Raw genomic sequence first — 20,469 nt, forward strand, 5'->3', positions numbered from 1 at the left:
TATCGGACACGAAGTGCAGTCCCCATCACGACAGTCCGCTTCTGGTGTCCGCCCTGTCTGGTTGTAAGGATGAGGTGTGTTCGAGCTGGTGAAACCGCGTGCGGAGTTGTTCGGGGTGTGGAGCGAAGCGCACCGGGAGTGGGGTCCCGGACTGCACGAGGACGGCTTTGGCATCGGGGCGGACGATGACGTGAACACGGTCGAGGGTTTCCGTGACTGGGTGGCTCGAATCGATCAGGGCCCGGGGGAGCTGTGGTGGATCGTCGAAGACGGGAGGGTCCTCGGCGGGATCGCGTTACGTGCTTCTGAGGACGAGCGCGTGCATCGCTTCGGCCACATCGGTTACGGGGTCCGGCCGTCCGCCCGTGGGCGAGGTGTCGCCACGTGGGCTCTCGGTGAAGTGTTGCGTCACGCCGAGTCGCTTGGGACCGACCCCGTGTTGGCGTTCTGTCTTGACGACAATGCCGGGTCGATCGCGACGCTCGAACGCCACGGGGCGAAGCTCGAAGCGATCGAGCAGCACGGGACGGCGCGGGTGCGGCGCTACGCGATCCGCCCCCGATTCCGCCCCCGTTGACCGATCGGCTAACGAGACACCCGAACGTGCTCGCGATCTACTTCTGCGACCCCCACAAGCCCTGGCAGCGCGGCTCGAACGAGAACACCAACGGGCTGCTCCGGCAGTACTTCCCGAAATCCACCGACCTCACCGTCCACAGCCCCGACCGACTCCTCGAAGTCGCCACCGAACTCAACGGACGACCTCGCAAAACGCTTGGCTACCGGACCCCGGCAGAAGCCTTCGAGCAGCTACTCTCGGACCCGAAACAACCACCCGTTGCGACGACCCCTTGAAACCGCCGATCGGCTATCGAGACGCGTGGGAACACGCGAAGCGGCCCTGCTGCGCGTACGCGCAGCAGGGCCGCTTCGTCTTGGTGGGGCTGCGGGCGCTTAGAAGCCGCCGGCGGGGCGTACCTTGTAGTGCTCCTCGAGTGCGGTGATCTCGTCTGCGGTGAGGTCTATGTCAACGGCCGCGGCCGCATCGTGGAGGTGGTGCGGCTTCGTCGCGCCGATGATGGGTGCGCTCACGACCGGGTTGTTGAGGACCCAAGCCATCGCGATCTGTGCCATCGGCACGTTCCGCGCCTCGGCGATCTGCTGCACGGCGTCGATGACGGGCCGGTCGCGCTCCGTGTCGGCGAAGAAGCTGTTACCGACCGGGTCGTCGGAGGAGCGCTTGGTCTGCTCACCGGCGGGGCGGGCGACGCGGCCCTTGGCGAGGGGGCTGTAGGGGATGCTGCCGACGCCCTGGTCGGCGAGAAGGCCGAACATCTCACGCTCTTCCTCGCGGTACAGCAGGGAGTACTGGTCCTGCATGGACACGAACCGGGTCCATCCGTGCAGGTCCGCGGCGTGCTGCATGTTGGCGAACTGCCACGTCCACATCGCGGACGCGCCGATGTAGCGGGCCTTGCCGGCCTTGACGACGTCGTGGAGGGCTTCCATCGTCTCCTCGATCGGGGTCTCCGGGTCGAAGCGGTGAATCTGGTACAGGTCGACGTAGTCGGTGCCGAGACGGGTCAGGGACGCGTCGATCTGCTGCATGATCGCCTTCCGCGACAGGCCGGCGACGTGCAGGCCAGGCCCGGTGCCGGGCTTGTCGGAGAAGTGCGCCTTGGTTGCCAGGACGATCTCGTCCCGGTTGGCGAACTGGCGGATCGCTTCACCCACGATGCGTTCGGAGTCGCCGTAGGAGTAGACGTTGGCGGTGTCCCAGAAGGTGATGCCGAGGTCGAGGGCCTGCCGGAAGTAGGGCAGCGCGTCGTCCTTGGGGAGGGACCACTGCAGGTGGCCGCTGGCGGGGTCGCCGAAGCTCATGCAGCCGAGCGCGATGCTGCTGACCTTCAGTCCGGAGTTACCGAGGCGGGTGTACTTCACGGGTGGGTCCTTTCGATGGGCACGACGAGGCGCCTCATGGTTCGGTCGTTCGGGGTTCCTTCACGCTCGCGGCGTCCTTCGTCGCAGCCCAGTGCGCAAGGAGTTGCAGGCTGTCGTCGGAGGGCGATCCCGGAACTGCGATGTAGGTGATCAGGGCGAGCCCGCTTCGAGAGCTGACGTCCAGTGACTCGAACGTCAGGTCGAGGTCTCCGACGATCGGGTGGTGCACGAGCTTCTCCCCCGCACGGTGCTCCCGCACGGTGTGACTGGCCCAGAGCGTGCGGAATGCCTCGCTTGCCAGCGACAGCTCCCCGACAAGGGCAGCGAGTGCACGGTCCGCCGGGGCACGGGCCGCCTCAGCGCGGAGCACCGCGACGCTCTGCTCAGCGACGCTGTGCCAGTCGCGGTAGAAGTCGCGCGAGCGGGGGTCGAGGAAGATGTACCGGCCGAAGTTGACCGACCGGCTCGGAGTACCGAACAGGTCGATGTAGAACGCACGCCCCAGCGGGTTCGACGCGACGACGTCGAGGGTGGTGTTCTGCACGATCACCGGCATGTGCGTCATGCCGTTCACGATCTGCTGTACGGCCGCAGTCACGCTGCCCGGGTGTGATCGTTGCGTGGAGCGCCGCGGGTGGGTCGGCGCGTTGGCGGCTCGGACGAGGTCGGCGAGGTGGGCCGCTTCGACGTCGTCGAGGAGCAGCGCACGAGCGACACCGTCGAGGACACTGTCGGAAACGCCGGACGCGTTGCCGCGTTCGAGGCGTGTGTAGTACTCGGTGCTGATCCCGGCGACGAGGGCCACTTCCTCACGGCGCAGCCCAGCGACTCGGCGGCGTCCGCCGAAGTCCGGCAAGCCGATCTGCTCCGGCAGGAGCCTGGCCCGCCGCGATGTGAGGAAATCGCGACTCTCCGCCTGAGTGTCCACGCACCGACGGTACGTCACCGGATTGCCCGCAGGGGGTCCCTGTCAGTGACCGTGTAGACGGAGTCTGTTTCCGGCCGTGACGGCGTCGTTCACTTGCGGTGTTCCCGATCGAAAGGCACACCCATGACTGACTCCACCGTTTGGTTCATCACCGGCGCAGCACGCGGGATGGGCATCGACCTGACCCGAGCTGCCCTCGCCGCCGGCCACCGCGTCGTTGCCACCGCGCGTGACGCCGCAAAGGTCACCGAGGTGTTCGGTGAGCGGGATGATCTGCTGGCGGTGTCGCTCGACATCACCGACGAGGACGCGGCGCGGGCCGCCGCGGACGCTGCGGTCTCTCGCTTCGGGCGGATTGACGTGCTGGTGAACAACGCTGGCTTGTTCTACGCAGGGTTCTTCGAGGAGATCAGTCCTGAGCAGATGCGGCAGCAGATGGAGACAAACTTCTTCGGTCCGCTCAACGTCACCCGTGCGCTCCTGCCCGTCATGCGTCGTCAGCGCAGCGGGCAGGTCGTCACGATCAGCTCAACTGCCGGCCTCGTCGGTCAGGAGTTCGTCGCGGCGTACTGCGCGTCGAAGTTCGCCCTCGAAGGGTGGATGGAGTCCATCCGGTACGACCTCGCGCCGTACGGTGTCTCGACCATGATCGTCGAGCCTGGCTTCTTCCGTACCGAGCTGCTCGTCGAAGGGGCTTCCACCATCTGGCCAGAGTTGTCCATCGACGACTACGCCGAGCGCACCGCGACGACCATCGAGGCGTGGAAGAGCATGAACGGCAAACAGGGCGGCGATCCCACCAAGCTCGCTGCTGGCCTGGTGTCGTTGGTCGATTCCGATGAGCCGCCGCTGCGATGGGTCGCGGGCGCTGACGCCGTGCAGACCGGTGTCGACAAAGCCAACCTGCTTCTTCAGCAGGTCGCCGCACATGAGGAGCTGTCCTCTTCACTCGCTCACGACGACTGACTCCCTCGATCGGCTACCGGACGTCCCCACGGCCGTCCGGTAGCCGATCGGTTATCGGGACGGGGTGCGCGTGCGACGAAGATGCAGAAGGGGTGCCCGGAAGGGTCAGCGAAGACGATGAGGGGTTCGTCGACATCGGCGGATCGATCATTCAGAACTGCCGCTCCGAGGCGTAGAGCGCGAGCCCGCTGCTGTTCGAGGGCTGCTGTCGAGTCCACGGTCAGGTCGAGGTGGAGCATCTGCGGGGGTGAGCCTGCCGGCCACTGTGGTCGTGGCAGGTCAGGAGCGAGTTGGAAGGCCAGGCGGCGAGTTCCGTCGTCGGCGGTCAGCACCAACCACTCGGGCTGCTTCGACTCGTCGGCGTCGGGTGCGTCACCATCGCGGTACCGGAGTCCCAGGAGCGACCGGTAGAACTCGGCCAGCTCGCGCGGTGCAGGCGTGTCGATGACCGTCTGCAAGAGGTGTGGGACGTCGTCGGAGGAAGGCATGGCCCTGTCTACCGTCCGAACCGCCATCGGCTATCGAGACCGCCCTAGCGCCGCAGAAACGGCGACGAGATGTTTGGTCGAATGGAGTGACACGCGCGCCGTCGCCGAGACTCGCGAGTGGAGTCGGCGACAAGTAGTGAGTCCGTCGACAGAGGACCAGCGTGCAGTGCGCGCTTGCTTGTTGTCGGGGTGGACACGGCGTTCGGCAGGGGGCGTGTCCGAGCGGGACGCGTGCAGCGGTCTGGACCCCGCGCTGATCCGTGAGCTCTACGCTCCCTGCATGGATGCTGAAATGCTCCGGTTGCTCCGCATGGATACCGAGACCCTTCAACGCATGAGCTTGCAGGATGCGGAGGCGCGCCTGTCGAGCTATCTCCACCGGGAAGAGCTACCGGCGCTGGAAGAGGTGTTCCCCACTGCCCCGGTGAGCGAGCTTGCGTATGCGCGGGATCGGGTCAGATCTCTGCATGTCGCCGCACTCGCATGGGCGAATGCCTATCTCGACTCGCCGCGCTCCAGCACTGAGACAGTTGAGCGGATCGACGCTCGGGTCGACCAGGCCTGGCGCGAATCGTGGTCAGACTTCTCGCGGCGCAGCGTCAGCGCAGTCATCAGCTTCCAACTGATGATGAACCGGTAGACGCCTCCCGGAACACGGAGGCGCACCGTCTCCAAGCTTTCCCGAGCACCCGAGCACACATCGGGTATCGGCGCTGGCGCCAGACCACCACCTTGCGCGACCACGAGGCCTGCGGTGCCGGATCCATGCGGCGGTCTGCTCATGGTAGACGGCGTCAGAAATCGACACGCGCCGTAGTTGACTCGCCGCCGATCGCCCTCGACACACCCTCCCAGTAGCCGATCGGCTATCGAGACGCCCAATCCCGACGAAGCGGACTCGGCGCGACTCTCGTTTCCGTGCCTACGAGTGACACGCACCACATCGACCCGGACAGGCTGACCCCCGCTGCTGCGGAAACGGTTGGTGCTTCTGCGCCTGGAACTGGAGCTGCCTCCGGCGGTGTGTTCCTGCCGGATGCTGACGTCCCGTCCGACGTCGTGCACGATCGAGAGTCCGTCTGACGCCTGATCGGCTACTGGCCACATGGGCCGGTTCTACAAGCCGGTTATGTTTCGTGTCATCACGATGCTGTCGTAGCGCTTACCGGGGAAGCGCACGTCGTCGACGTGCTCGAAGCCCCAACGCGCGTACATGGCAACAAGGTGCTCGGCCGGTGCCGCAGTGTCGAGTCCGATCCTCGTGATGCCGTTCCTCAGTGCCCACGCGCAGGCGACGTCGAACAGCGTTCTGGCGACGGCGCGACCGCGCAATTCCGGCCCGACTGCCACTTGGCACAGCCATCCGGTGCCTGGTTCTTGAGCGTGCTCGGACAATGATCGGACGTCGTCCGGTGGAGGCACGGACATTGTCATGCTTGCTGCGATCCGGCCGTCGTGTTCCACCACCCAGCAGACGCCTTCTGCCACCCGCTGGCGGGTCGTCTCGACGTTCTGGGTCGCTGCGGTGAAGTTCAATCCCGCATCTTGAAGCTCTCGATAGGCCGAGTTCAGAAGAACCGTCAGCTCCGCGGCGTCCTCGGGGCGGAAGGGACGCGGCTCGACGTTGGTAGTCACCCGGCAAGCCTAGGAGGCTGCCTCATGGTGGGCCGGTCCCGCCCGCAACCGCCCGGTTCGGGATCGTCAAACGGGGCAACGCTGCGACTCGGAACGAACGACGGCGGCTCGTGCCGGAGCTGTCAGCCATCAGACCCGCAGGAGCTCGAGGACGCCAAGTACGGCGAGGACGACCCCGGCGATGCACCCGACGAGCCCGACCAGCGTCACCGACTGCGCGTACACGCGAACTTTCCCATCCGCACGGAACCGGTCGATGGCCGATGCTGCCAGCAGTGTCGCGGCCAGCGCCACGGGGACCGTGGCGATCCACGTGAGGCCGAGCCTCAACCCGGCTGCTGTGACGTCGGCGGGACGAGCGTGGAGGAGGCCACGGCCGCGTTCAGGGCTGATGTCGTACGCAGCATCGATCGGGGCGGTATGGACGTAGGTAAGGACGCACGCGAACACCTGTGCGGCCAGGAGGACAAGAGCGAGGGTCGGCAGGATCCACGCCAACTTCACCCGGTTGCGCAGGGCCGGTGTCTCCGATTGCTCCACGGGCAGAGCCTAGGCTCCGGGATGAGCGCAGCCTGCCCGGTCACCGATCGGCTACCGGACTTCTCCCAACTCGGCTCACCCGGGTGGCTCCGTCCCGGTCCAGCTCACTCTCACCGTGATGATCTGGCGGCCCTGGCTCCCCCTGTAGGTCGAGGCCGTTACCCCGTCATACGTGTGGTCCGGAGGGAGGCGGACGTACGTCGAATCGGGAAGCCGAACAGTGGCAGTGAGCGAGTTCGCGGAACTTGCACCAGCGTGCGGTTGAGCGGAGGAATCAAGAACCGCAGTGCCCTCGGGGAGGTCAAGGTGGGAAAACCGGCTGATGGTTGCCACTGGTACGTCCTCGCACCATCCAGCGACAAGCCCACATCGGCCCCACGTTCGGTCGTGTTCCACGACGTTCACCCACCAGAAGTGGAACGCCAGGACCATCAGGAAGATCGTCACCCCACCGGCCGCGCCGAAGCCGATCAACCGCAGCCACCCGCCCGCTACCGACAGGTTCTTGCTTTCTGCCTCCACCCGGACAGCCTCCCAACCTCGTACCTGAGTCACATCGGCCGCAAGAGTGACCCTTACGCATCAACCGCATCAGCCCCGTTCGGTGGCCGATCGGCTACCGGGCGGCTGGGGGCTGGTCGGAGAATATCGTCGCCGCCGGCGCGCTATGGTCGGCGCATGGGGCCTCGGGGGCGGACACAGTGGCGGCAGGTCAATGTTCGGGCGCTCGTTGCGATTGCACTGATCGTCCTGTGGGGTGCTGTGCTCGTCGCGACAGGGGTGTTCGGCCCCGCCGGTCAGACTCCGCCATCGCAGTTCGACTACGACGGTGGGAGCTTGCCGCCCACGGCCAGTGATCGCGCTGTCGCGACCGTGCAGGCTGCAGCGTTGATCGCAACCTTGCCTGTCGCTGTCCTCGCCCTCTGCATCGCGGCAAGCTCTCTTCGCGTCTGGCGGGAACAAGTGTCAGCGATCATCGCAACTAGCGTTGCCAGCCTCTCAACGCTGGTCAGCATCGGCCTCGCCTGGATTGGCGTCGGGACCTTGATCTTCTTCACCTAGGCCGCGCTCCGCTCGAACACCGCCCGCGAGTCTCGATTCTCGACAGCCGATCGGCTACCGGGACGGGTGAGGCGCCAATGTTGCTGTGCGAGCATCAAAGGATGCACGACGACGTTGCAAAAGACGTGCGGAGCGAACCGTTCCGTGCTGGTGAATCCGTAGCCCTCCGTAGTCTGCACGCCTTCGGCTCCCGCGGCCGGGCAGTTTCGTTCGCGGTCGCGGGCCGAGTGCTCGTCGACGACGACGACGTCGCCGTGGTCGCAAGCCCGCTCGGTGCCGCGGTCCGGCGTCGAGCTGGTGTCGGGAGCGGGCCGAACGCAAGGCTCGTCCTGCCCGCGGACTGGGATGGTTCCTACGTCGAGGACAGCTGGTTCGGAGCGCCCGTGGTTCGCGTGCACCCGAAGGGGGCAGCGTGGTCGGTGTGGCGCTGGCACGACGGGAAGCAGTGGCTCCCGGACTGGTACATCAACCTCGAGCTGCCGTGGGTCCGAACCTCAATGGGCTTCGACAGTCAGGACTGGACTCTCGACGTCGTCGCACGTCGGCACGCTGAGGGGCGTTGGTCGGTTCGGTACAAGGACGAAGACGAACTCGCCTTCTACGCGGACGAGGGCCTGGTCTCGGAAGCAGATCGCTCGATGATCGAACGCACGGGCGAGAAGGCCGCTGCTGCCGTGCACGCCGGCTCGTTCCCGTTTGATGCGGATTGGTCCCAGTGGACGCCGCAACCGAACTGGGTCGCCCCGCAGCTGCCAGCAGGGTGGGATGCAGTCCGGTAGCCGATCGTCGACTGAGTCTGCTTCGCGCGGACGACGGCGTCTGCCGTGCCAGGCTGGCCGGGTGATTCTGCTGACCGAAACCGTGCGCGGGGCGTGGCTCGTCGAGCGAGCCGGCCGATGGGCGACTGTCGGCGGTGTCGCTGGCACGGGCTTCGAGGCGTACGCGCGGCTGCTGCACCCGGTCGGCGCGCACCGTGCCGACCCGAACAGGACCGACGTGTGGGGCAACGATCGCGACATCGAGCACACGCGTTGGCGGTGGGCTGAGGTCGCAAGGCGCAACGACAAGGTGATGCATCCCCTGGTGCAGTGGCGCCGCCTCACCGACGACGAACAGACGAGGGACTGGCCTGACGGATGGCGGGTCGACCAGACCGACGAGGGATGGTTCGACCCCGAGGATCTCGCGGTCCTGACGACGCACCTGCGGGACGCGACCCGGACTCCGGACGATTTGGTCATCGCAGCGTGGGAAGGCACCGGCAACCCGCCCTGGGCCGAGCGCGGGCAGCAGGCCCGTGCGCGAGCTCGTATGCAGCTGCACTGGCCCGGTCGGGACATGTGGTTGTTCAGCTCAAGCTTGAGCGAGCTTGCGGACCCGACGTGGGCGCAGCGCACCGTCCCGGGGTGGGATTGCAGCCGCCCCGGGCAGGAAGGGCCCTATACGTCGCTGATCTGGCCGGAGGATCACGCCTGGGTCGTCGCCTCGGAGGAAGACTGGGACTCAACGATCGTCGCTGGCTCGCGCACGCTCGTTGACAAGGTCCTCGCGGACGACCGCTACGAGGCCTTCGAGGTACACGTGGGTGACGACCTGAGCTGGGACGGCGATCTCCTCAACCCCCGCCAACCGCCGCGACCGGGGTCCTGAATCGGCCAGACGCCCGGTGAACGATCGGCTACCGGTCGACCTGCCCACGACGTCGTCACGTCCTGATTCCGTCGCGGGATCGAGACTGGTGCGCGATCCCGGCATATGTCACGGTGGGCGACACCTGGTCGTGTCATGGACGGAGCGCATCGTGGATCGAGTGATCGGCTGGAGCACCGTTGCCGTCGTCGTGACCGTTACGGTGCTGTTCCTGACCCTGATACAGGTGAGCAGCTGCGCCGATGCCGCCCAGGGTGAAGGTACGAGCTTCTGCACGACCGAGCCGATGCTTGGAGTCGCGGGTTCCTGGATTGCTGGCTTCGCCGGTGCTGGCGTGGTCGCCTTCTCCATCTGGCAGATCGTCCGAGCCACACGGTCGCCACAGCAGGACGAGGACTAACTCATCCGCGAGACCAGCGCTCGTCGGATGGAAGAGCACAACCCACTGATTCAGCCGTTCTACGACATTGCGTGGTCCGCCGTTGCAGCGGCATCCGTCGTGCTCATCGTGATCACCATCGCCTCGCTCGGCAGGAGAGCCTCACAGCTGTCGCCGTTGCTCGCTCTGGCCTGGGCGGCCCTGATCCTTACGGCACCCGTCCTCCGGCCAGTGGCATGGCTAGCGATCGGGCGCAGAACGGCTCCACGCACGCAACTGCCCCAGTAGACGATCGGCTACCGAGACCGTCGTAGCGCCGCCGAAACGGCGACAACATGTTTGGTCAGATCGAGTGACACGCGCGCCGTCGCCGAGACTCGTGAGCGGAGTTGGCGACAAGTAGTGAGTCCATCGACACGTTGTCGCAGCGCGAACAACTTGTCTCCTTCGCACACAACTTGTCGCCGGAGCGCGTTCTTCGGTGCCGCCTTCGTCAGGGGTCGTCTCCCGGCGAGTCAGGAGCAGCGTGCCGTGCGCGCTAGGTCGCTGGCGGGTGAACACGGCGTTCGGCAGGGACGTGCTCGAGCGGGACGCGCAGCGATCTGGTCCCCGCGCTGGTGCCCCCGACGGAAGTGCCGCACCCTCGCTCGGGTACGTGGACGGTGTTGCGTTCAGCGCCCCCCCCTCACCGGGCATTTTCACCGGACAGTCATACGGGAATCCCCAGGTCAAGCAGGACACGGGCAAGTTGTCGTGGTTGTCACGGCCAGCCGTGTACCGGTGGATGACCGGCTTACGGAACATCGCTGCCGGTTGCCGGCTGGACTATCCGGGGGGGGCAGCCACGGGAGGAGCGCCGTCGTCGCGATGACGAAAGACACTGCCGGGTCGAAGGGCCTGCAGCTAGTGGGCGACTTCAGTGGTGATGAGATCGAGCAGCCGCTTCAACGTCGCCCGTTCCGCTGAGGTCAACTGTGCAAGTAGCTGGTCCTGCGCCGCCGCGAAAGCGGGGTCAAGCCGCTCGAGGAGCTCCGTCCCCGCAAGCGTGTTCTCAAGCAGGTTTCGTCGCACGTCTACGGGGTCGGGACGCCGCGTGACCAAGCCGAGCTGCTCGAGCCGCGCAGCATACCCAGAGAGGTCTTTGCGGTCGATCCGGACGCGACGGCCGACCTCGGCTTGGCTGAGCGGACCAGCCGCCTCGAGCACGGCAAGGACCGGGTACGCCGCCTTCGGGACGCCGGCCTCTGCGGTGAGCTCCGACACGACGCGAGATGCTCGCGCCGCGGCCTCGACGAGCAGCCAGCTCGGAAGCGAACTCAGTCGCTCCGGAATCTCCCGCTCAGCCATGTTCTCCACGGTAGGCGAAACTCCCTCTTCCAGGTATCGTTGGGATCCCAACGTTGGGATCCCAACAACACGAGAGGCTCTTCATGTCAAGCGCACCGTCCGACGTCATCTCCCGCATCTTCGCTGCCATCGACGACCACCGCTTCGACGATCTCCTCAGCATGTACGCGAGCGATGTGAAAGCCACGACGGTAATGGGCGTCACTGTCGGCGCCGACTTGGTGGTCGAGCAAGTCCGCGCCGTTCACGAACCGATCCCCGCCACGCAGCACCTCGTCTCGGGCGTCGTCGCCGACATCGCGGGGAACCAGGCGGAAGTTCGCGGCAATGTCACTGCGGTCTTCTGCGACTCGGCGCATACGCCGGCGTTCGAGGGATCGAACGTCTGGCGCGGCCGACTGATGCGTCACGGCGACACCTGGCTCGTCACGTCGTTCTCCATCAACCTGGTGTGGACGCGCGGAACGTTCCCCCAGCTGCAGGCGTGACCACCGCCAAACTCCCCGACTGTCGTGCCTCACCACTACGTCTTCAGACATGGCGGATTCCCTCCGCGAGCGGGACTCGCGCGCAGGCCGAGCGGGAGGGAGGGACGGTGAGCTCCGGTCGACCGAAACCGGGCGGACTTGCCCAGTGACGAGGGGGAACACCTGGACAAGCGCAACATGCTCCGGGGAACCGGAATCGCACTGGTTCTGGGCGTCACTCTGGGGGGTGAGCGCCTGCTCCGCTTCGAGCGATCAAGAAGAGCTGCGTGTCCCATCTTCATCTCCCGCGGCGAAGCAATCGACGCCTGCCGACACCTCCCGTCCAACCGATGCAGCATCGCCTTCCGATGCGGGCTCGAGAACTCAGGCCGGCGCAGCGACGACGCCACTGGGCGACGCGACCCAGGATTGGCCCGCAACCGATCTCGGTCAGCGTCAGAGTGCAATGGGCCAGGCAACCGAGGAAACGCCCGGCGTCTACCGGTACGTGGTCGCCGCCAACGACACCACCTCTGGCCTGCTCGAGCGGTTCGACCTCTGCCATATCGACATCGCGCTGTTGTATGAAGCCGACGGCGGCCATCTCACCGCAGGTCAGGCCATCACTGTGCAAAGACACCTGGATGACGGACGAGGCAGCGACACGACCGACGACCACCGAGGCTGGAAGTGCACCTACCCCGAGCAGCCCCGCACCTCGCGGACGGGTTAGCCCGCGAGGAATCCGCGCCACCGCTCCCGGATGCTGTCGCTCCGACTGGCCGCCCGCCCCAAGCAGCACGGCTGACCATCAGCACATCAAAACGCGCCCGGTAGCCGAGCGACCGCCGAGACATCGGCCGAGTACAACTGAGGGATGCGAACACATCGACTCTGGGTGGGCTGGATACTCGGCCCGGTGACCATTGCGTTGTTCGTCGTGACCGTCATCGCAGCGGCCACAGGTTTCACGTCGTGGCCGCCCCTGCTCGCCGCTGCGGTCACCGCCGCCGTGGCTGGATCAGTTCTCTTCGTGTTGGGGCCGCGCGCTGCTCGACAGCAGCAACGTACGCAGCGGATTGAGGCAGCGGAGCGCGACCGGTAGAGGATCGGCATCCGGGACGAAGCTGCGCTCGTCGCAGTGCTCAGGCTCGACGCAGCACGGAGAGCGCACGATGGGCTCACTCCGACGAGCTACCACGACAGCAAGCTGTACGCGTCGACAAGCAGCTTCGTGAGGTAGCCGGAATCCGCTCCGCGATCGCAGCAGACAAGGGGATCTCCCGGCTCCCCGGGAGGCCCAGACACCTGCACCAGCATCTTCGCCCCCTCTGTCGACCGCCGTTCCGGCTGAGTACCTGGCAGTCCCGGAGGCTCCCTGACCTGAGAAGCGACAGCTGGAGCCGCTGTTCTCCGCTCGCGTCGCGTCGCGTCGCGTCGCGTCGCGCCCGCGCCACGTCCGTCGGTATCGTCACCGGCACCCGGACGACGAAGGAGTACTCGACGTGAGCATGCAGTCCGCGCTCCGGCGCGCACGGCAGGTGGTGGCGGTCGCCATCAACCCGCACATCCCCGCGGACCGGTTCGACTGGGTCGGTGACGACGGCGCCGTCGTCACCGACCTGCTGGTGGAGGCGAAGGAGACGATCGAGCTCCTGCTGTCCGACCGAGCCGTCCTGCACACCGGGCGGATCCGCGACCTGCCGACCGATGCGCGCCGTCGCCAGGAACTCTCGAACGCGATCGTCCAGACCGTCTTCGACCGCCTACCAGCACGGCGCAGCGTCTCGGAAGCGGCGCTGAACGCCGCCCTCGCGATGTTCGTCGAGGACGTCGCGCTCGTCCGGCGCGACGCGGTCGACGCCGGCGTGCTCACCCGGTCGGCGGACGGTTCGTCGTACCGTTTCGACACGAACCCGGCCCGGAACGGCGGGCACCTGCCGTGACCTCGGCCTGTCGCCCTGACCGCTGCCCGGTGACCGGCGTCACGTGCGGCTGACCGGCTCGCCGAGCAGCCGCCGGGTCCAGTCCGCCAACGCCGCGGTCGCCCGCCGCGACACGGCGGCCTCGGGCACCATGCTCGTGAAGCCGTGGAAGGCCCCGGGCCAGACGTGCAGCTCCGCTTCGACGCCCGCGGCCCAGAGCGCGCTGGCGTAGGCGACGGTCTCGTCACGGAAGACCTCGGCGCTGCCGCAGTCGATGTACGTGCGTGGCAGCCCGGTCAGAGACGTCGCACGCGCCGGGGCGGCGTACTCGGACACGTCGTCGGTGGCCCGGCGGTCGCCCAGGTAGGCGGTCCAGCCGGACCGGGTCATCTGCCGGTCGGCGACGCCGACGCCGTCGATCTGCTGCGTCGAGACGGTCCGGTCGCGGTCGTCGAGCATCGGCGAGACCAGGATCTGCCCGAGGAGGGCCGGGCCCCCGCGGTCGCGTGCGAGCAGGGCCGTCCCCGCCGCGAGACCGGCTCCGGCGCTCTGTCCGGCGACCACGATGCGGTCGGGGTCGATGCCGAGTTCGTCGGCGTGCTCGGCGACCCACACCAGGCCGGCGAAGCAGTCTCCGACCGGGTAGGGGTCCGGGTGTTCCGGGGCCAGGCGGTAGTCGACGCTGACGAGGACGACGTCGTGGTCGAGCAGCCAGTCGTCGTAGGAGTCCAGGTTGCCGAGGTGGTGGCCGAACATCATGCCGCCGCCGTGGATCGTGTAGACCCCGGTCGTCGGGCCGGTGCGGCCGATGCGCTGGATGACCGCCAGCTCGATCGGGTCGCCGAGGTGGCCGGGCACGGTGGTGCTCCGACGTTCGAGGCCGCGCTGGCGCAGTCGCTCGTCGAGGGTCTCCAGCGGGATGTCGAGCTGCCGCATCCGGGGCAGCATCTCCGGCGTGAGGACGAACGGTCCGCGTGCGGCCAGTGCGGCGAGGAACGGCGCGAGCTCGGGGTCGAACGGCGGGCGGGCGATCAGGTCAGACATCGGTGTTCTCCTGGATGGTGGTTTGAGCAGTTGTGGTGGAAGGGGTTGCGGCGGTGCGGGCGCGGAGCATGCCGACGACGACCAGGACGGCCGCGACGGCGGTGACCACCGCGCCCGCGATCGAGACGGCGTCCTCGAACGCGGCGGTCCGACCCGGCACCCAGGGGGCCGTGCCGAGGTCGCCCGGCACGACGGCGGCGAGGATCGTGCCCGTGGCGGCGATCCCGACCACGGTGGCGATCTCACTCGCCGTGTCGACGAGTGCTGCCCCGATCGACGTCCGGTCGGCGGGCAGCCCGTGCAGGACGTTGTTGCCGGCCACGGCACCGACGACGCGCATGCCGGCCGCGACGAGCACGAGGGCGACGAGGACCCCGGGGTACCCGGACCGTGCGGTCAGGGCGAACACCGCGAGGCCGGCGACGACCGCGGCGGCGCTGATGCGTGCCGCCCGGTCGAGTCCGACGCGCTGGACGAAGGGGCCGACGAGGCGTCCGCTGGCGAGGAGGACGACCACCTGCGGCAGCGTCCCGACGGCGGCGAGCGCCGGGGGCCATCCCCAGGCGAACTGCAGCTGCAGGGTGACGAGGTACGACAGCGCGGCCATCGCGAGACCCGCCGCGGCCTTGTACGCCAGGCCACTCGCGACGAGCGGCCGAGCGATCAGGTGCAGGTCGAGCAGCGGGTGGTGTGCGGTGCGCTCCCGGACGACGAAGCCGACGGCCACGAGGGCGGTGACCGCTCCGGCGCCCCACCCGGCCCATCCGGCAGCGCCACTGACGACGAGCGTCGGGGTGACGAGGACGCCGACGATGCTCGCGGTGCCGAGGACCGCCCTCGCGACGTCGATCGGGTCGTGGTGCAGGTCGTCCGGGCGGTCCGCGGCGATGCCCGCCCGGATGCCGGCGAAGGCGACGACCGCGATCGGCACGTCCGCGACGAGCAGCACCTGCCACGGCGCCACGGCCAGGACGAACCCGCCGACGGTCGGCCCGACGGCGAGGCCGACCAGCCCGGCGGTGGAGATCACGGTGAGCGCCCGGACCCGCAGGTCCTGGCGTGCGAAGAGGCGGAACGCCAGTGCCATCGAGCCGGGGGTCGTCATCGCGGCTGCGACGCCCATCAGCGCACGGACGACGACGAGCAGCTCCACCGCGGAGACGAACACGGTCAGGAGGCTCGCCACGGCCAGCAGCACCAGGCCGACGAGCATCGTGCGACGCCGGCCGACGCGGTCGGCGACCGCACCGAACAGCAGCATCAGGCCGCCGAAGGCCACCGAGTAGGCACCCGACACCCACTGCAGCGCGGTCGTCGAGGCCCGGAGGTCACGGGCGATGGTCGGCAGCGCGACGTTCAGGACCGAGTTGTCGAGCATCTCGAACAGGAAGACCGCGGACAGGCCGGCCAACGGCAGCCAGGCGTCGCGGAGACCAGCGGGTGGCGAGTCGGGTGTGGTCGGCGGGGAGGTTCGTACTGACACGGGCGCACTCCTTCGATGAAGAAGTGGCGGCTCCCGTGAGACGCGTACGCGGTTCCGTCTGCCGGAGCAGAACGGGTTCTTTCCCTCTGCGTCGAACTGTAACGCATCCGGACGCCTCGCGGCAGGGCGGGCGGGACGCCGCGTTCACTACGGTGTCGTCATGCCCCCTGCGACGTCGACGGACGGACTGACCACGCACGCCTCCGACCACGTCGTCATCGGCGGTGGCGTCCTGGGCGCCGCCACCGCCCGGGCCCTGGCCGCCCGCGGCGAGCGCGTCCTGCTGCTCGAGCAGCACGACCGGGGACACGTGCACGGGTCCTCGCACGGGGGCAGCCGGATCTTCCGTATGGGGTACCCCGACGCGGACTACGTCGACCTGACGCTGCGGGCCTGGGACGCCTGGGCCGCGCTCGAGTCCGCGTCCGGTCGGACCCTGCTCGACCACACGGGCGCCGTGGACCACGGTCGTCCCGAGGTCGTCGACGCCATCGCCGCCGCGCTCGACATCGCGGGCATCGCAGTCGAACGCCTGACCCCCGACGAGGCTGCGGCACGGTGGCCCGGGATCGCGTTCGAGGGGCACGTCCTGGCGCACGCCACCGCCGGCCGGATCCGCGCCGCCGACGCCCTCGAGGCGCTGCTCGACCTGGCAGCGGCGGACGGCGCCGACCTCCGCTTCGGTGTCCGTGTCACCGACGTGCAGGACGCCGGAGACACGGTGACCCTGACCCTCGCGGACGGCAGCACGGTCCGCACCCGAAGCGTCGTCGCGGCCGTCGGCGCCTGGGCGCCCACCCTGGTGGGTGCGTTGCTCGCCGGGCGTGGGGCGAGCCTCCCGGCCATCCGCGTCACCCAGGAGCAGCCCGCGCACTTCCCCAGCCACCTGCCGGACGAGGCGTGGCCGTCGTTCGTCCACCACCCGGCCGACGGCGGCGGCGTCTACGGGCTGCTGACCCCGGGCGAGGGCGTCAAGGTCGGCTTCCACGGCACCGGGCCCGTCGTCGACCCGGATCACCGCGACCGGAGCCCGGTGGCGGCCGAAGTGGAACGGCTGCAGGCGTACGTCGCACGGTTCGTGCCGGGGGTGGACGCGTCACGGCCGAGCCTCATCAGCTGCCTGTACGACAACTCCCCCACCGAGGACTTCGTGCTCGACCGGCGCGGGCCCGTCACCGTCGCGACCGGCTCGTCCGGGCACGGGTTCAAGTTCGCCCCGCTGGTCGGCGAGATGCTCGCGGACCTGGCGACGGGCGGGGAACCGTACCCCCGCTTCGCACTCTGACCCGGTGCGGGTCCGCTCGGGGTCAGACCTGCTCGGAGCCGGCACGCTCGGGGTCCGGCGCCGCGTCCTGTCGTCGGTCCTGCACGAGCTCCTTCGTGCGGAAGAGCCGCAGCGCCGTCACCAGGACCAGGCCGCCGAGGACGTTGAACAGCAGCGTGTAGCCGAACCAGCCCAACCACTGCCCGTACGTGATCTGCTCGCCGGACTGGATCGCGCCGAAGACGAGCAGCGAGTCGAGGATCGAGTGGAAGAGCTGCAGACCGGCCAGCAGGAACCCACCCGCGACCGCGGCGACGAGCTTCGCCGGATCAGAGTCGGTGCCCTGCTGCATCCGGCCCATCAGCGTGATCGTGCTGCCACCGAGCACGGCGAGCACGATGCTCTGCAGGCCGAACGGTGCGTCGATGAAGTGGTGTGCGGACTCGGCGAGGGTCGCGTGCCACTCCGGGAAGGCCTGCACGAGGAGCCACATGAACACCCACCCGCCGACGAGGTTGGCGACGAGTGTCCCGCCCCAGAGCTTCAGCAGCTGCAGGGGTGTGCCTTCCTTGGCCACCACCGCCGCCACCGGCATGAGGAAGTTCTCGGTGAAGAGCTCGCTGTGCGCCAGGTGCAGTGCGATGAAGCCGATGCCGAAAGCCAGTCCCGCCAGCAGGTGACTGTCCGTCTCGGTGAGGACCGCGAGGAACGCCATCACGCCGAGCCCCACCTCCAGTCCGCCGAAGAACCCGGTCACCAGCACGACCCGGGTGGTGCGGTGGAGCCGTTCCGCGCCCTCCTCGACGGTGGCGTCGAAGGACTCCACCAGTTCGTCCTCGGCAGGGGCGTCGGTGGAGCCGATCTCGCGTCGGCGGTCGTCGGTCATGGCGGGGACGCTACACAGCCGGGGTCACCTCGGTGCCGGACTGTCGGAGCACTGTCCCGGTCACGCGCCGCCGGTAGCGTGATGGGATGCGCGTCGTCATCGCACCGGACTCGTTCAAGGGCACGGCCACCGCGTCCGGGATCAGCGCGGCCATCGCGGACGGTTGGCACCGTGGACGTCCGGACGACGAACTCGTCCTCGTCCCGATGGCCGACGGTGGCGAGGGCACACTCGACGCCTTCGCCGCCGCGGTCCCCGGCAGCGTCCGCGTCCCGGTGACCGTCACCGGTCCGGACGACCGACCGGTACGCACGGCGTGGCTGCGCCTGCCTGACGGTCGCGCGGTGGTCGAACTCGCCGGAACGAGTGGACTCCCGCTCCTGTCCGAGCCACGACCGGACAGCGCACACACGACGGGGTTCGGGCAGGCGGTCGCCGCGGCCCTCGACGCCGGGGTGACCGGACTCCTGCTCGGCATCGGCGGCAGCGGGTCCACGGACGGCGGCGTCGGTGCGCTCCAGGCCCTGGGACTCGGGGTCACGGCGCCGATGGGCGTGACCGGCGGGGCGCTGCTCGACCACGTGCCTCCCGTCGACGTGACCGGGCTGCGACCGCTCCCGCCGCTCGGGGTGGTCGTGCTGAGCGACGTGACGTCACCGCTGCTCGGTGAGGACGGCGCCGCGGCGGTGTTCGGACCGCAGAAGGGCGTGACGCCGGAGCGGATCGCCGTGCACGAGGCGCGGCTCGAGCGTTGGGCGGGCTGCTTCCCGGACATCGACCCGATGACGCCCGGAGCCGGGGCGGCCGGCGGCGCGGGGTTCGGGCTGCTCACCTGGGGCGCGACGATCGGCAGCGGGGCGGCGACGGTGGCAGAGGTCGTCGGTCTCGCCGGAGCCGTGGCCGGGGCGGACCTGGTCGTGACGGGTGAGGGGCGCTTCGACGGGCAGAGCGGTGTCGGCAAGGCGCCCGGGGTCGTCCTGGCCCTCGCCGCAGGACTCGGGAAGCCGGTGATGCTCGTCGCCGGCGAGGTCGCGGCACCCGTCGACGCCTTCGCGGGTGCGGCCTCGCTCACGGTCATCGCGACGCAGACGACCGGCGAACCGGGCGACGCCCGACGGGACCCGCTCCGGTTCGCCGCCGTCGCGGGAGCCCGGTTGGCGTCCCGCTCCTGACGTGCGGCTGGACGCACTGTGGTCGCACCTGTCGGACGCTGGGGAGCGGTTCAGGGCAACCACGGTAGCCAAGGCACCATGAAACGACGCGTCCCCGCAGCCGTCGCCGTCGTGACCGCCGGGTTGCTCACCCTGTCGGCGTGCAGTGCGGGTGGGAGCACGCGCGTGTCGGCGGCGGACGCCGCAGTGGACTTCACGTCCGCGCTCGCGGACCACCGGGGTGACCGGGCGTGCCGACTCCTCGTCCCCGACGCACGGGACGCGGTCGAGAGCGAGACGCACCGGGACTGCGCGGGCGGGGTGCTGGAACTCGACCTGCCGACCCGGGGCGCGGCGCACACCGAGGTGGTCACGCAGACCGAGGTCTCCGGACGCGCGGCGATCGTCCGTGGCGACGGGGACGGCTCCGCGCTGTTCCTGGCACGCTCCGGGTCCTCCTGGCTCGTCCGCGCCGCCGGGTGCACGGCGGTCGCCGACGCGCCCTTCGACTGCGTCCTGGACGGGAGCTGACGTGCGCGGGGTCTTCATCGGGTACCTGGTGCTCATCGTCGCCGGGCTCGCGTACTTCTTCGTCATCGCGGCGCTCGGACGGTGACCGGCGTGCGACGGTTCCTCCGGGAGAACTCCCTGGGCCTGTTCTTCGGGGGGATCTTCCTCGCGGCGTTGGTCGGGCAGTCGTTCGCGGGGTGGGCGGTGTTCAACGACACGCAGACCGCGGACGGGCTCGTCCCGATCGGGTACCTCGAGTACGTGACCTCGTCGAGCTTCGCCGCTGACGTCGCCGAGAACTGGCAGTCGGAGTACCTGCAGTTCGTGCTCTACATCTGGGCGACGGTCTGGTTCGTCCAGCTCGGTTCCCCCGAGTCGAAGGAGCTGCAGCAGGTCGGTCCGGAGTCCGACGAGGACCAGGAGGTCGGCCGGTCCGCCGGTCCCTGGTCGCCGCGGTGGGCCGGTGCCGGAGGGTTCCGGCAGGTGGTGTTCTCGCACTCCCTGCTGGTGGTGATGGGCGGCATCTTCCTGCTGTCCTGGGCAGCGCAGTCCGCGGCTGGCGTCGTGGCGTTCGACGAGCAACGCCTGCTCGACCTGGAGGCGCCGGTCACCTGGGCCCGGTACGTCCTCAGCTCGGACTTCTGGAACCGGACGTTGCAGAACTGGCAGTCCGAGTTCCTGGCGGTCGGCAGCATGGCCGTCCTGGGGGTGCACCTCCGCCAGCGCGGGTCTCCGGAGTCGAAGCCGGTCGGTGCCGCGGACGACGACACGGGGGCCGAGGGCTGACGCGACGTCCGGTGGAC

The 20,469-nt window shown here is 68.8% G+C and carries 23 protein-coding genes and 1 pseudogene; 15 read left to right on the top strand and 9 right to left on the bottom strand.

What is annotated here, in order from left to right; genetic code table 11:
- Window positions 1–76: 76 nt before the first annotated feature.
- Window positions 77–577, top strand: a complete 501-nt coding sequence (locus tag DEJ31_RS11420; RefSeq protein WP_111121908.1) for a GNAT family N-acetyltransferase — start codon at window positions 77–79, stop codon at window positions 575–577.
- A gap of 29 nt (window positions 578–606) precedes the next feature.
- Window positions 607–855, top strand: a pseudogene (locus DEJ31_RS11425) (IS30 family transposase); the annotation flags it as partial.
- A 99-nt stretch (window positions 856–954) separates the two neighbouring features.
- Here the strand turns inward: DEJ31_RS11425 and DEJ31_RS11430 are convergent.
- Window positions 955–1,941, bottom strand: a complete 987-nt coding sequence (locus tag DEJ31_RS11430) for an aldo/keto reductase (RefSeq protein ID WP_111121909.1) — start codon at window positions 1,939–1,941, stop codon at window positions 955–957.
- Between the two features lie 34 nt (window positions 1,942–1,975).
- A complete protein-coding gene (locus DEJ31_RS11435) occupies window positions 1,976–2,869 on the bottom strand; it encodes a helix-turn-helix domain-containing protein (RefSeq protein ID WP_111121910.1) in 894 nt (297 codons plus the stop codon).
- A 123-nt stretch (window positions 2,870–2,992) separates the two neighbouring features.
- Here DEJ31_RS11435 and DEJ31_RS11440 point away from each other — a divergent pair, with 123 nt between their 5' ends.
- Complete coding sequence (locus tag DEJ31_RS11440; RefSeq protein ID WP_111121911.1) at window positions 2,993–3,835, top strand: SDR family oxidoreductase; 843 nt, start codon at window positions 2,993–2,995, stop codon at window positions 3,833–3,835.
- Here the strand turns inward: DEJ31_RS11440 and DEJ31_RS11445 are convergent.
- On the bottom strand, window positions 3,823–4,350 hold the full coding sequence (locus DEJ31_RS11445) for a VOC family protein (protein WP_309147279.1): 528 nt from the start codon (window positions 4,348–4,350) through the stop codon (window positions 3,823–3,825). The two genes, DEJ31_RS11440 and DEJ31_RS11445, sit on opposite strands and share 13 nt — an antisense overlap.
- Window positions 4,351–4,603: 253 nt before the next feature.
- On the opposite strand from DEJ31_RS11445, the gene DEJ31_RS11450 reads away from it, so the two are divergent.
- Window positions 4,604–4,963: a hypothetical protein gene (locus tag DEJ31_RS11450; RefSeq protein WP_146243143.1), complete on the top strand. Its 360-nt coding sequence runs from the start codon at window positions 4,604–4,606 to the stop codon at window positions 4,961–4,963.
- Between the two features lie 476 nt (window positions 4,964–5,439).
- On the opposite strand, the gene DEJ31_RS11455 is transcribed toward DEJ31_RS11450, so the two are convergent.
- A complete protein-coding gene (locus DEJ31_RS11455; protein WP_111121914.1) occupies window positions 5,440–5,958 on the bottom strand; it encodes a GNAT family N-acetyltransferase in 519 nt (172 codons plus the stop codon).
- A gap of 129 nt (window positions 5,959–6,087) precedes the next feature.
- Complete coding sequence (locus DEJ31_RS11460) at window positions 6,088–6,498, bottom strand: hypothetical protein (protein ID WP_111121915.1); 411 nt, start codon at window positions 6,496–6,498, stop codon at window positions 6,088–6,090.
- 678 nt (window positions 6,499–7,176) lie between these two features.
- Between DEJ31_RS11460 and DEJ31_RS11470 the strand changes: the two genes are divergently transcribed.
- From DEJ31_RS11470 to DEJ31_RS11485, 4 genes are all read left to right on the top strand, one after another.
- Entirely contained in the window at window positions 7,177–7,560 is a 384-nt protein-coding gene (locus DEJ31_RS11470) for a hypothetical protein (protein ID WP_110902877.1), read from the top strand.
- Window positions 7,561–7,661: 101 nt separating this feature from the next.
- The gene (locus tag DEJ31_RS11475) at window positions 7,662–8,339 is read left to right on the top strand and encodes a DUF402 domain-containing protein (protein WP_181433517.1); all 678 of its coding nucleotides are present in this window, start codon (window positions 7,662–7,664) and stop codon (window positions 8,337–8,339) included.
- 61 nt (window positions 8,340–8,400) lie between these two features.
- Window positions 8,401–9,210 carry a hypothetical protein gene (locus DEJ31_RS11480; RefSeq protein WP_111121918.1) on the top strand — a complete coding sequence of 270 codons (810 nt, stop codon included), beginning with the start codon at window positions 8,401–8,403 and terminating at the stop codon, window positions 9,208–9,210.
- 151 nt (window positions 9,211–9,361) lie between these two features.
- Window positions 9,362–9,610 carry a hypothetical protein gene (locus DEJ31_RS11485; protein ID WP_146243144.1) on the top strand — a complete coding sequence of 83 codons (249 nt, stop codon included), beginning with the start codon at window positions 9,362–9,364 and terminating at the stop codon, window positions 9,608–9,610.
- Window positions 9,611–10,492: 882 nt separating this feature from the next.
- On the opposite strand, the gene DEJ31_RS11495 is transcribed toward DEJ31_RS11485, so the two are convergent.
- Entirely contained in the window at window positions 10,493–10,936 is a 444-nt protein-coding gene (locus DEJ31_RS11495) for a MarR family winged helix-turn-helix transcriptional regulator (protein WP_146243145.1), read from the bottom strand.
- A gap of 83 nt (window positions 10,937–11,019) precedes the next feature.
- Here DEJ31_RS11495 and DEJ31_RS11500 point away from each other — a divergent pair, with 83 nt between their 5' ends.
- The 3 genes from DEJ31_RS11500 (at window position 11,020) to DEJ31_RS11515 (ending at window position 13,349) form a co-directional block, all read left to right on the top strand.
- The gene (locus DEJ31_RS11500; RefSeq protein WP_110903806.1) at window positions 11,020–11,424 is read left to right on the top strand and encodes a nuclear transport factor 2 family protein; all 405 of its coding nucleotides are present in this window, start codon (window positions 11,020–11,022) and stop codon (window positions 11,422–11,424) included.
- A gap of 445 nt (window positions 11,425–11,869) precedes the next feature.
- Entirely contained in the window at window positions 11,870–12,136 is a 267-nt protein-coding gene (locus DEJ31_RS11505) for a hypothetical protein (protein ID WP_111121922.1), read from the top strand.
- Between the two features lie 778 nt (window positions 12,137–12,914).
- Window positions 12,915–13,349 carry a DUF2087 domain-containing protein gene (locus tag DEJ31_RS11515; protein WP_258366277.1) on the top strand — a complete coding sequence of 145 codons (435 nt, stop codon included), beginning with the start codon at window positions 12,915–12,917 and terminating at the stop codon, window positions 13,347–13,349.
- 39 nt (window positions 13,350–13,388) lie between these two features.
- Here the strand turns inward: DEJ31_RS11515 and DEJ31_RS11520 are convergent, their stop codons facing one another.
- Window positions 13,389–14,372, bottom strand: coding sequence for an alpha/beta hydrolase (locus tag DEJ31_RS11520; RefSeq protein ID WP_111121923.1), 984 nt, complete (start codon window positions 14,370–14,372; stop codon window positions 13,389–13,391).
- Window positions 14,365–15,855, bottom strand: a complete 1,491-nt coding sequence (locus DEJ31_RS11525; RefSeq protein ID WP_258366274.1) for an MFS transporter — start codon at window positions 15,853–15,855, stop codon at window positions 14,365–14,367. The genes DEJ31_RS11520 and DEJ31_RS11525 overlap by 8 nt, the downstream gene beginning before the upstream one ends.
- 160 nt (window positions 15,856–16,015) lie before the next feature.
- On the opposite strand from DEJ31_RS11525, the gene DEJ31_RS11530 reads away from it, so the two are divergent.
- Window positions 16,016–17,140, top strand: coding sequence for an FAD-dependent oxidoreductase (locus DEJ31_RS11530; RefSeq protein WP_181427401.1), 1,125 nt, complete (start codon window positions 16,016–16,018; stop codon window positions 17,138–17,140).
- Between the two features lie 22 nt (window positions 17,141–17,162).
- Here the strand turns inward: DEJ31_RS11530 and DEJ31_RS11535 are convergent, their stop codons facing one another.
- Entirely contained in the window at window positions 17,163–18,005 is an 843-nt protein-coding gene (locus DEJ31_RS11535; protein ID WP_111044588.1) for a formate/nitrite transporter family protein, read from the bottom strand.
- An 86-nt stretch (window positions 18,006–18,091) separates the two neighbouring features.
- Here DEJ31_RS11535 and DEJ31_RS11540 point away from each other — a divergent pair, with 86 nt between their 5' ends.
- From DEJ31_RS11540 to DEJ31_RS11550, 3 genes are all read left to right on the top strand, one after another.
- Complete coding sequence (locus DEJ31_RS11540; RefSeq protein WP_111044587.1) at window positions 18,092–19,177, top strand: glycerate kinase; 1,086 nt, start codon at window positions 18,092–18,094, stop codon at window positions 19,175–19,177.
- 78 nt (window positions 19,178–19,255) lie between these two features.
- Window positions 19,256–19,687, top strand: a complete 432-nt coding sequence (locus DEJ31_RS11545; protein ID WP_111121924.1) for a hypothetical protein — start codon at window positions 19,256–19,258, stop codon at window positions 19,685–19,687.
- Window positions 19,688–19,777: 90 nt separating this feature from the next.
- Window positions 19,778–20,452: a DUF6766 family protein gene (locus DEJ31_RS11550; protein ID WP_181433518.1), complete on the top strand. Its 675-nt coding sequence runs from the start codon at window positions 19,778–19,780 to the stop codon at window positions 20,450–20,452.
- Window positions 20,453–20,469: the final 17 nt, after the last annotated feature.

Origin of the sequence: Curtobacterium sp. MCPF17_031, from assembly GCF_003234035.1 — a bacterium.
GTDB lineage: Bacteria > Actinomycetota > Actinomycetes > Actinomycetales > Microbacteriaceae > Curtobacterium.

Bases quoted from the DNA above. Each gene is read 5' to 3' on its own strand.
- DEJ31_RS11440 (WP_111121911.1), top strand. From the start codon at position 2,993: ATGACTGACTCCACCGTTTGGTTCATCACCGGCGCAGCACGCGGGATG.
- DEJ31_RS11445 (WP_309147279.1), bottom strand. From the start codon at position 4,350: ATGGCGGTTCGGACGGTAGACAGGGCCATGCCTTCCTCCGACGACGTC.
- DEJ31_RS11450 (WP_146243143.1), top strand. From the start codon at position 4,604: ATGGATGCTGAAATGCTCCGGTTGCTCCGCATGGATACCGAGACCCTT.
- DEJ31_RS11470 (WP_110902877.1), top strand. From the start codon at position 7,177: ATGGGGCCTCGGGGGCGGACACAGTGGCGGCAGGTCAATGTTCGGGCG.
- DEJ31_RS11475 (WP_181433517.1), top strand. From the start codon at position 7,662: ATGCACGACGACGTTGCAAAAGACGTGCGGAGCGAACCGTTCCGTGCT.
- DEJ31_RS11495 (WP_146243145.1), bottom strand. From the start codon at position 10,936: ATGGCTGAGCGGGAGATTCCGGAGCGACTGAGTTCGCTTCCGAGCTGG.
- DEJ31_RS11500 (WP_110903806.1), top strand. From the start codon at position 11,020: ATGTCAAGCGCACCGTCCGACGTCATCTCCCGCATCTTCGCTGCCATC.
- DEJ31_RS11505 (WP_111121922.1), top strand. From the start codon at position 11,870: ATGGGCCAGGCAACCGAGGAAACGCCCGGCGTCTACCGGTACGTGGTC.
- DEJ31_RS11515 (WP_258366277.1), top strand. From the start codon at position 12,915: ATGCAGTCCGCGCTCCGGCGCGCACGGCAGGTGGTGGCGGTCGCCATC.
- DEJ31_RS11520 (WP_111121923.1), bottom strand. From the start codon at position 14,372: ATGTCTGACCTGATCGCCCGCCCGCCGTTCGACCCCGAGCTCGCGCCG.
- DEJ31_RS11530 (WP_181427401.1), top strand. From the start codon at position 16,016: ATGCCCCCTGCGACGTCGACGGACGGACTGACCACGCACGCCTCCGAC.
- DEJ31_RS11535 (WP_111044588.1), bottom strand. From the start codon at position 18,005: ATGACCGACGACCGCCGACGCGAGATCGGCTCCACCGACGCCCCTGCC.
- DEJ31_RS11540 (WP_111044587.1), top strand. From the start codon at position 18,092: ATGCGCGTCGTCATCGCACCGGACTCGTTCAAGGGCACGGCCACCGCG.
- DEJ31_RS11545 (WP_111121924.1), top strand. From the start codon at position 19,256: ATGAAACGACGCGTCCCCGCAGCCGTCGCCGTCGTGACCGCCGGGTTG.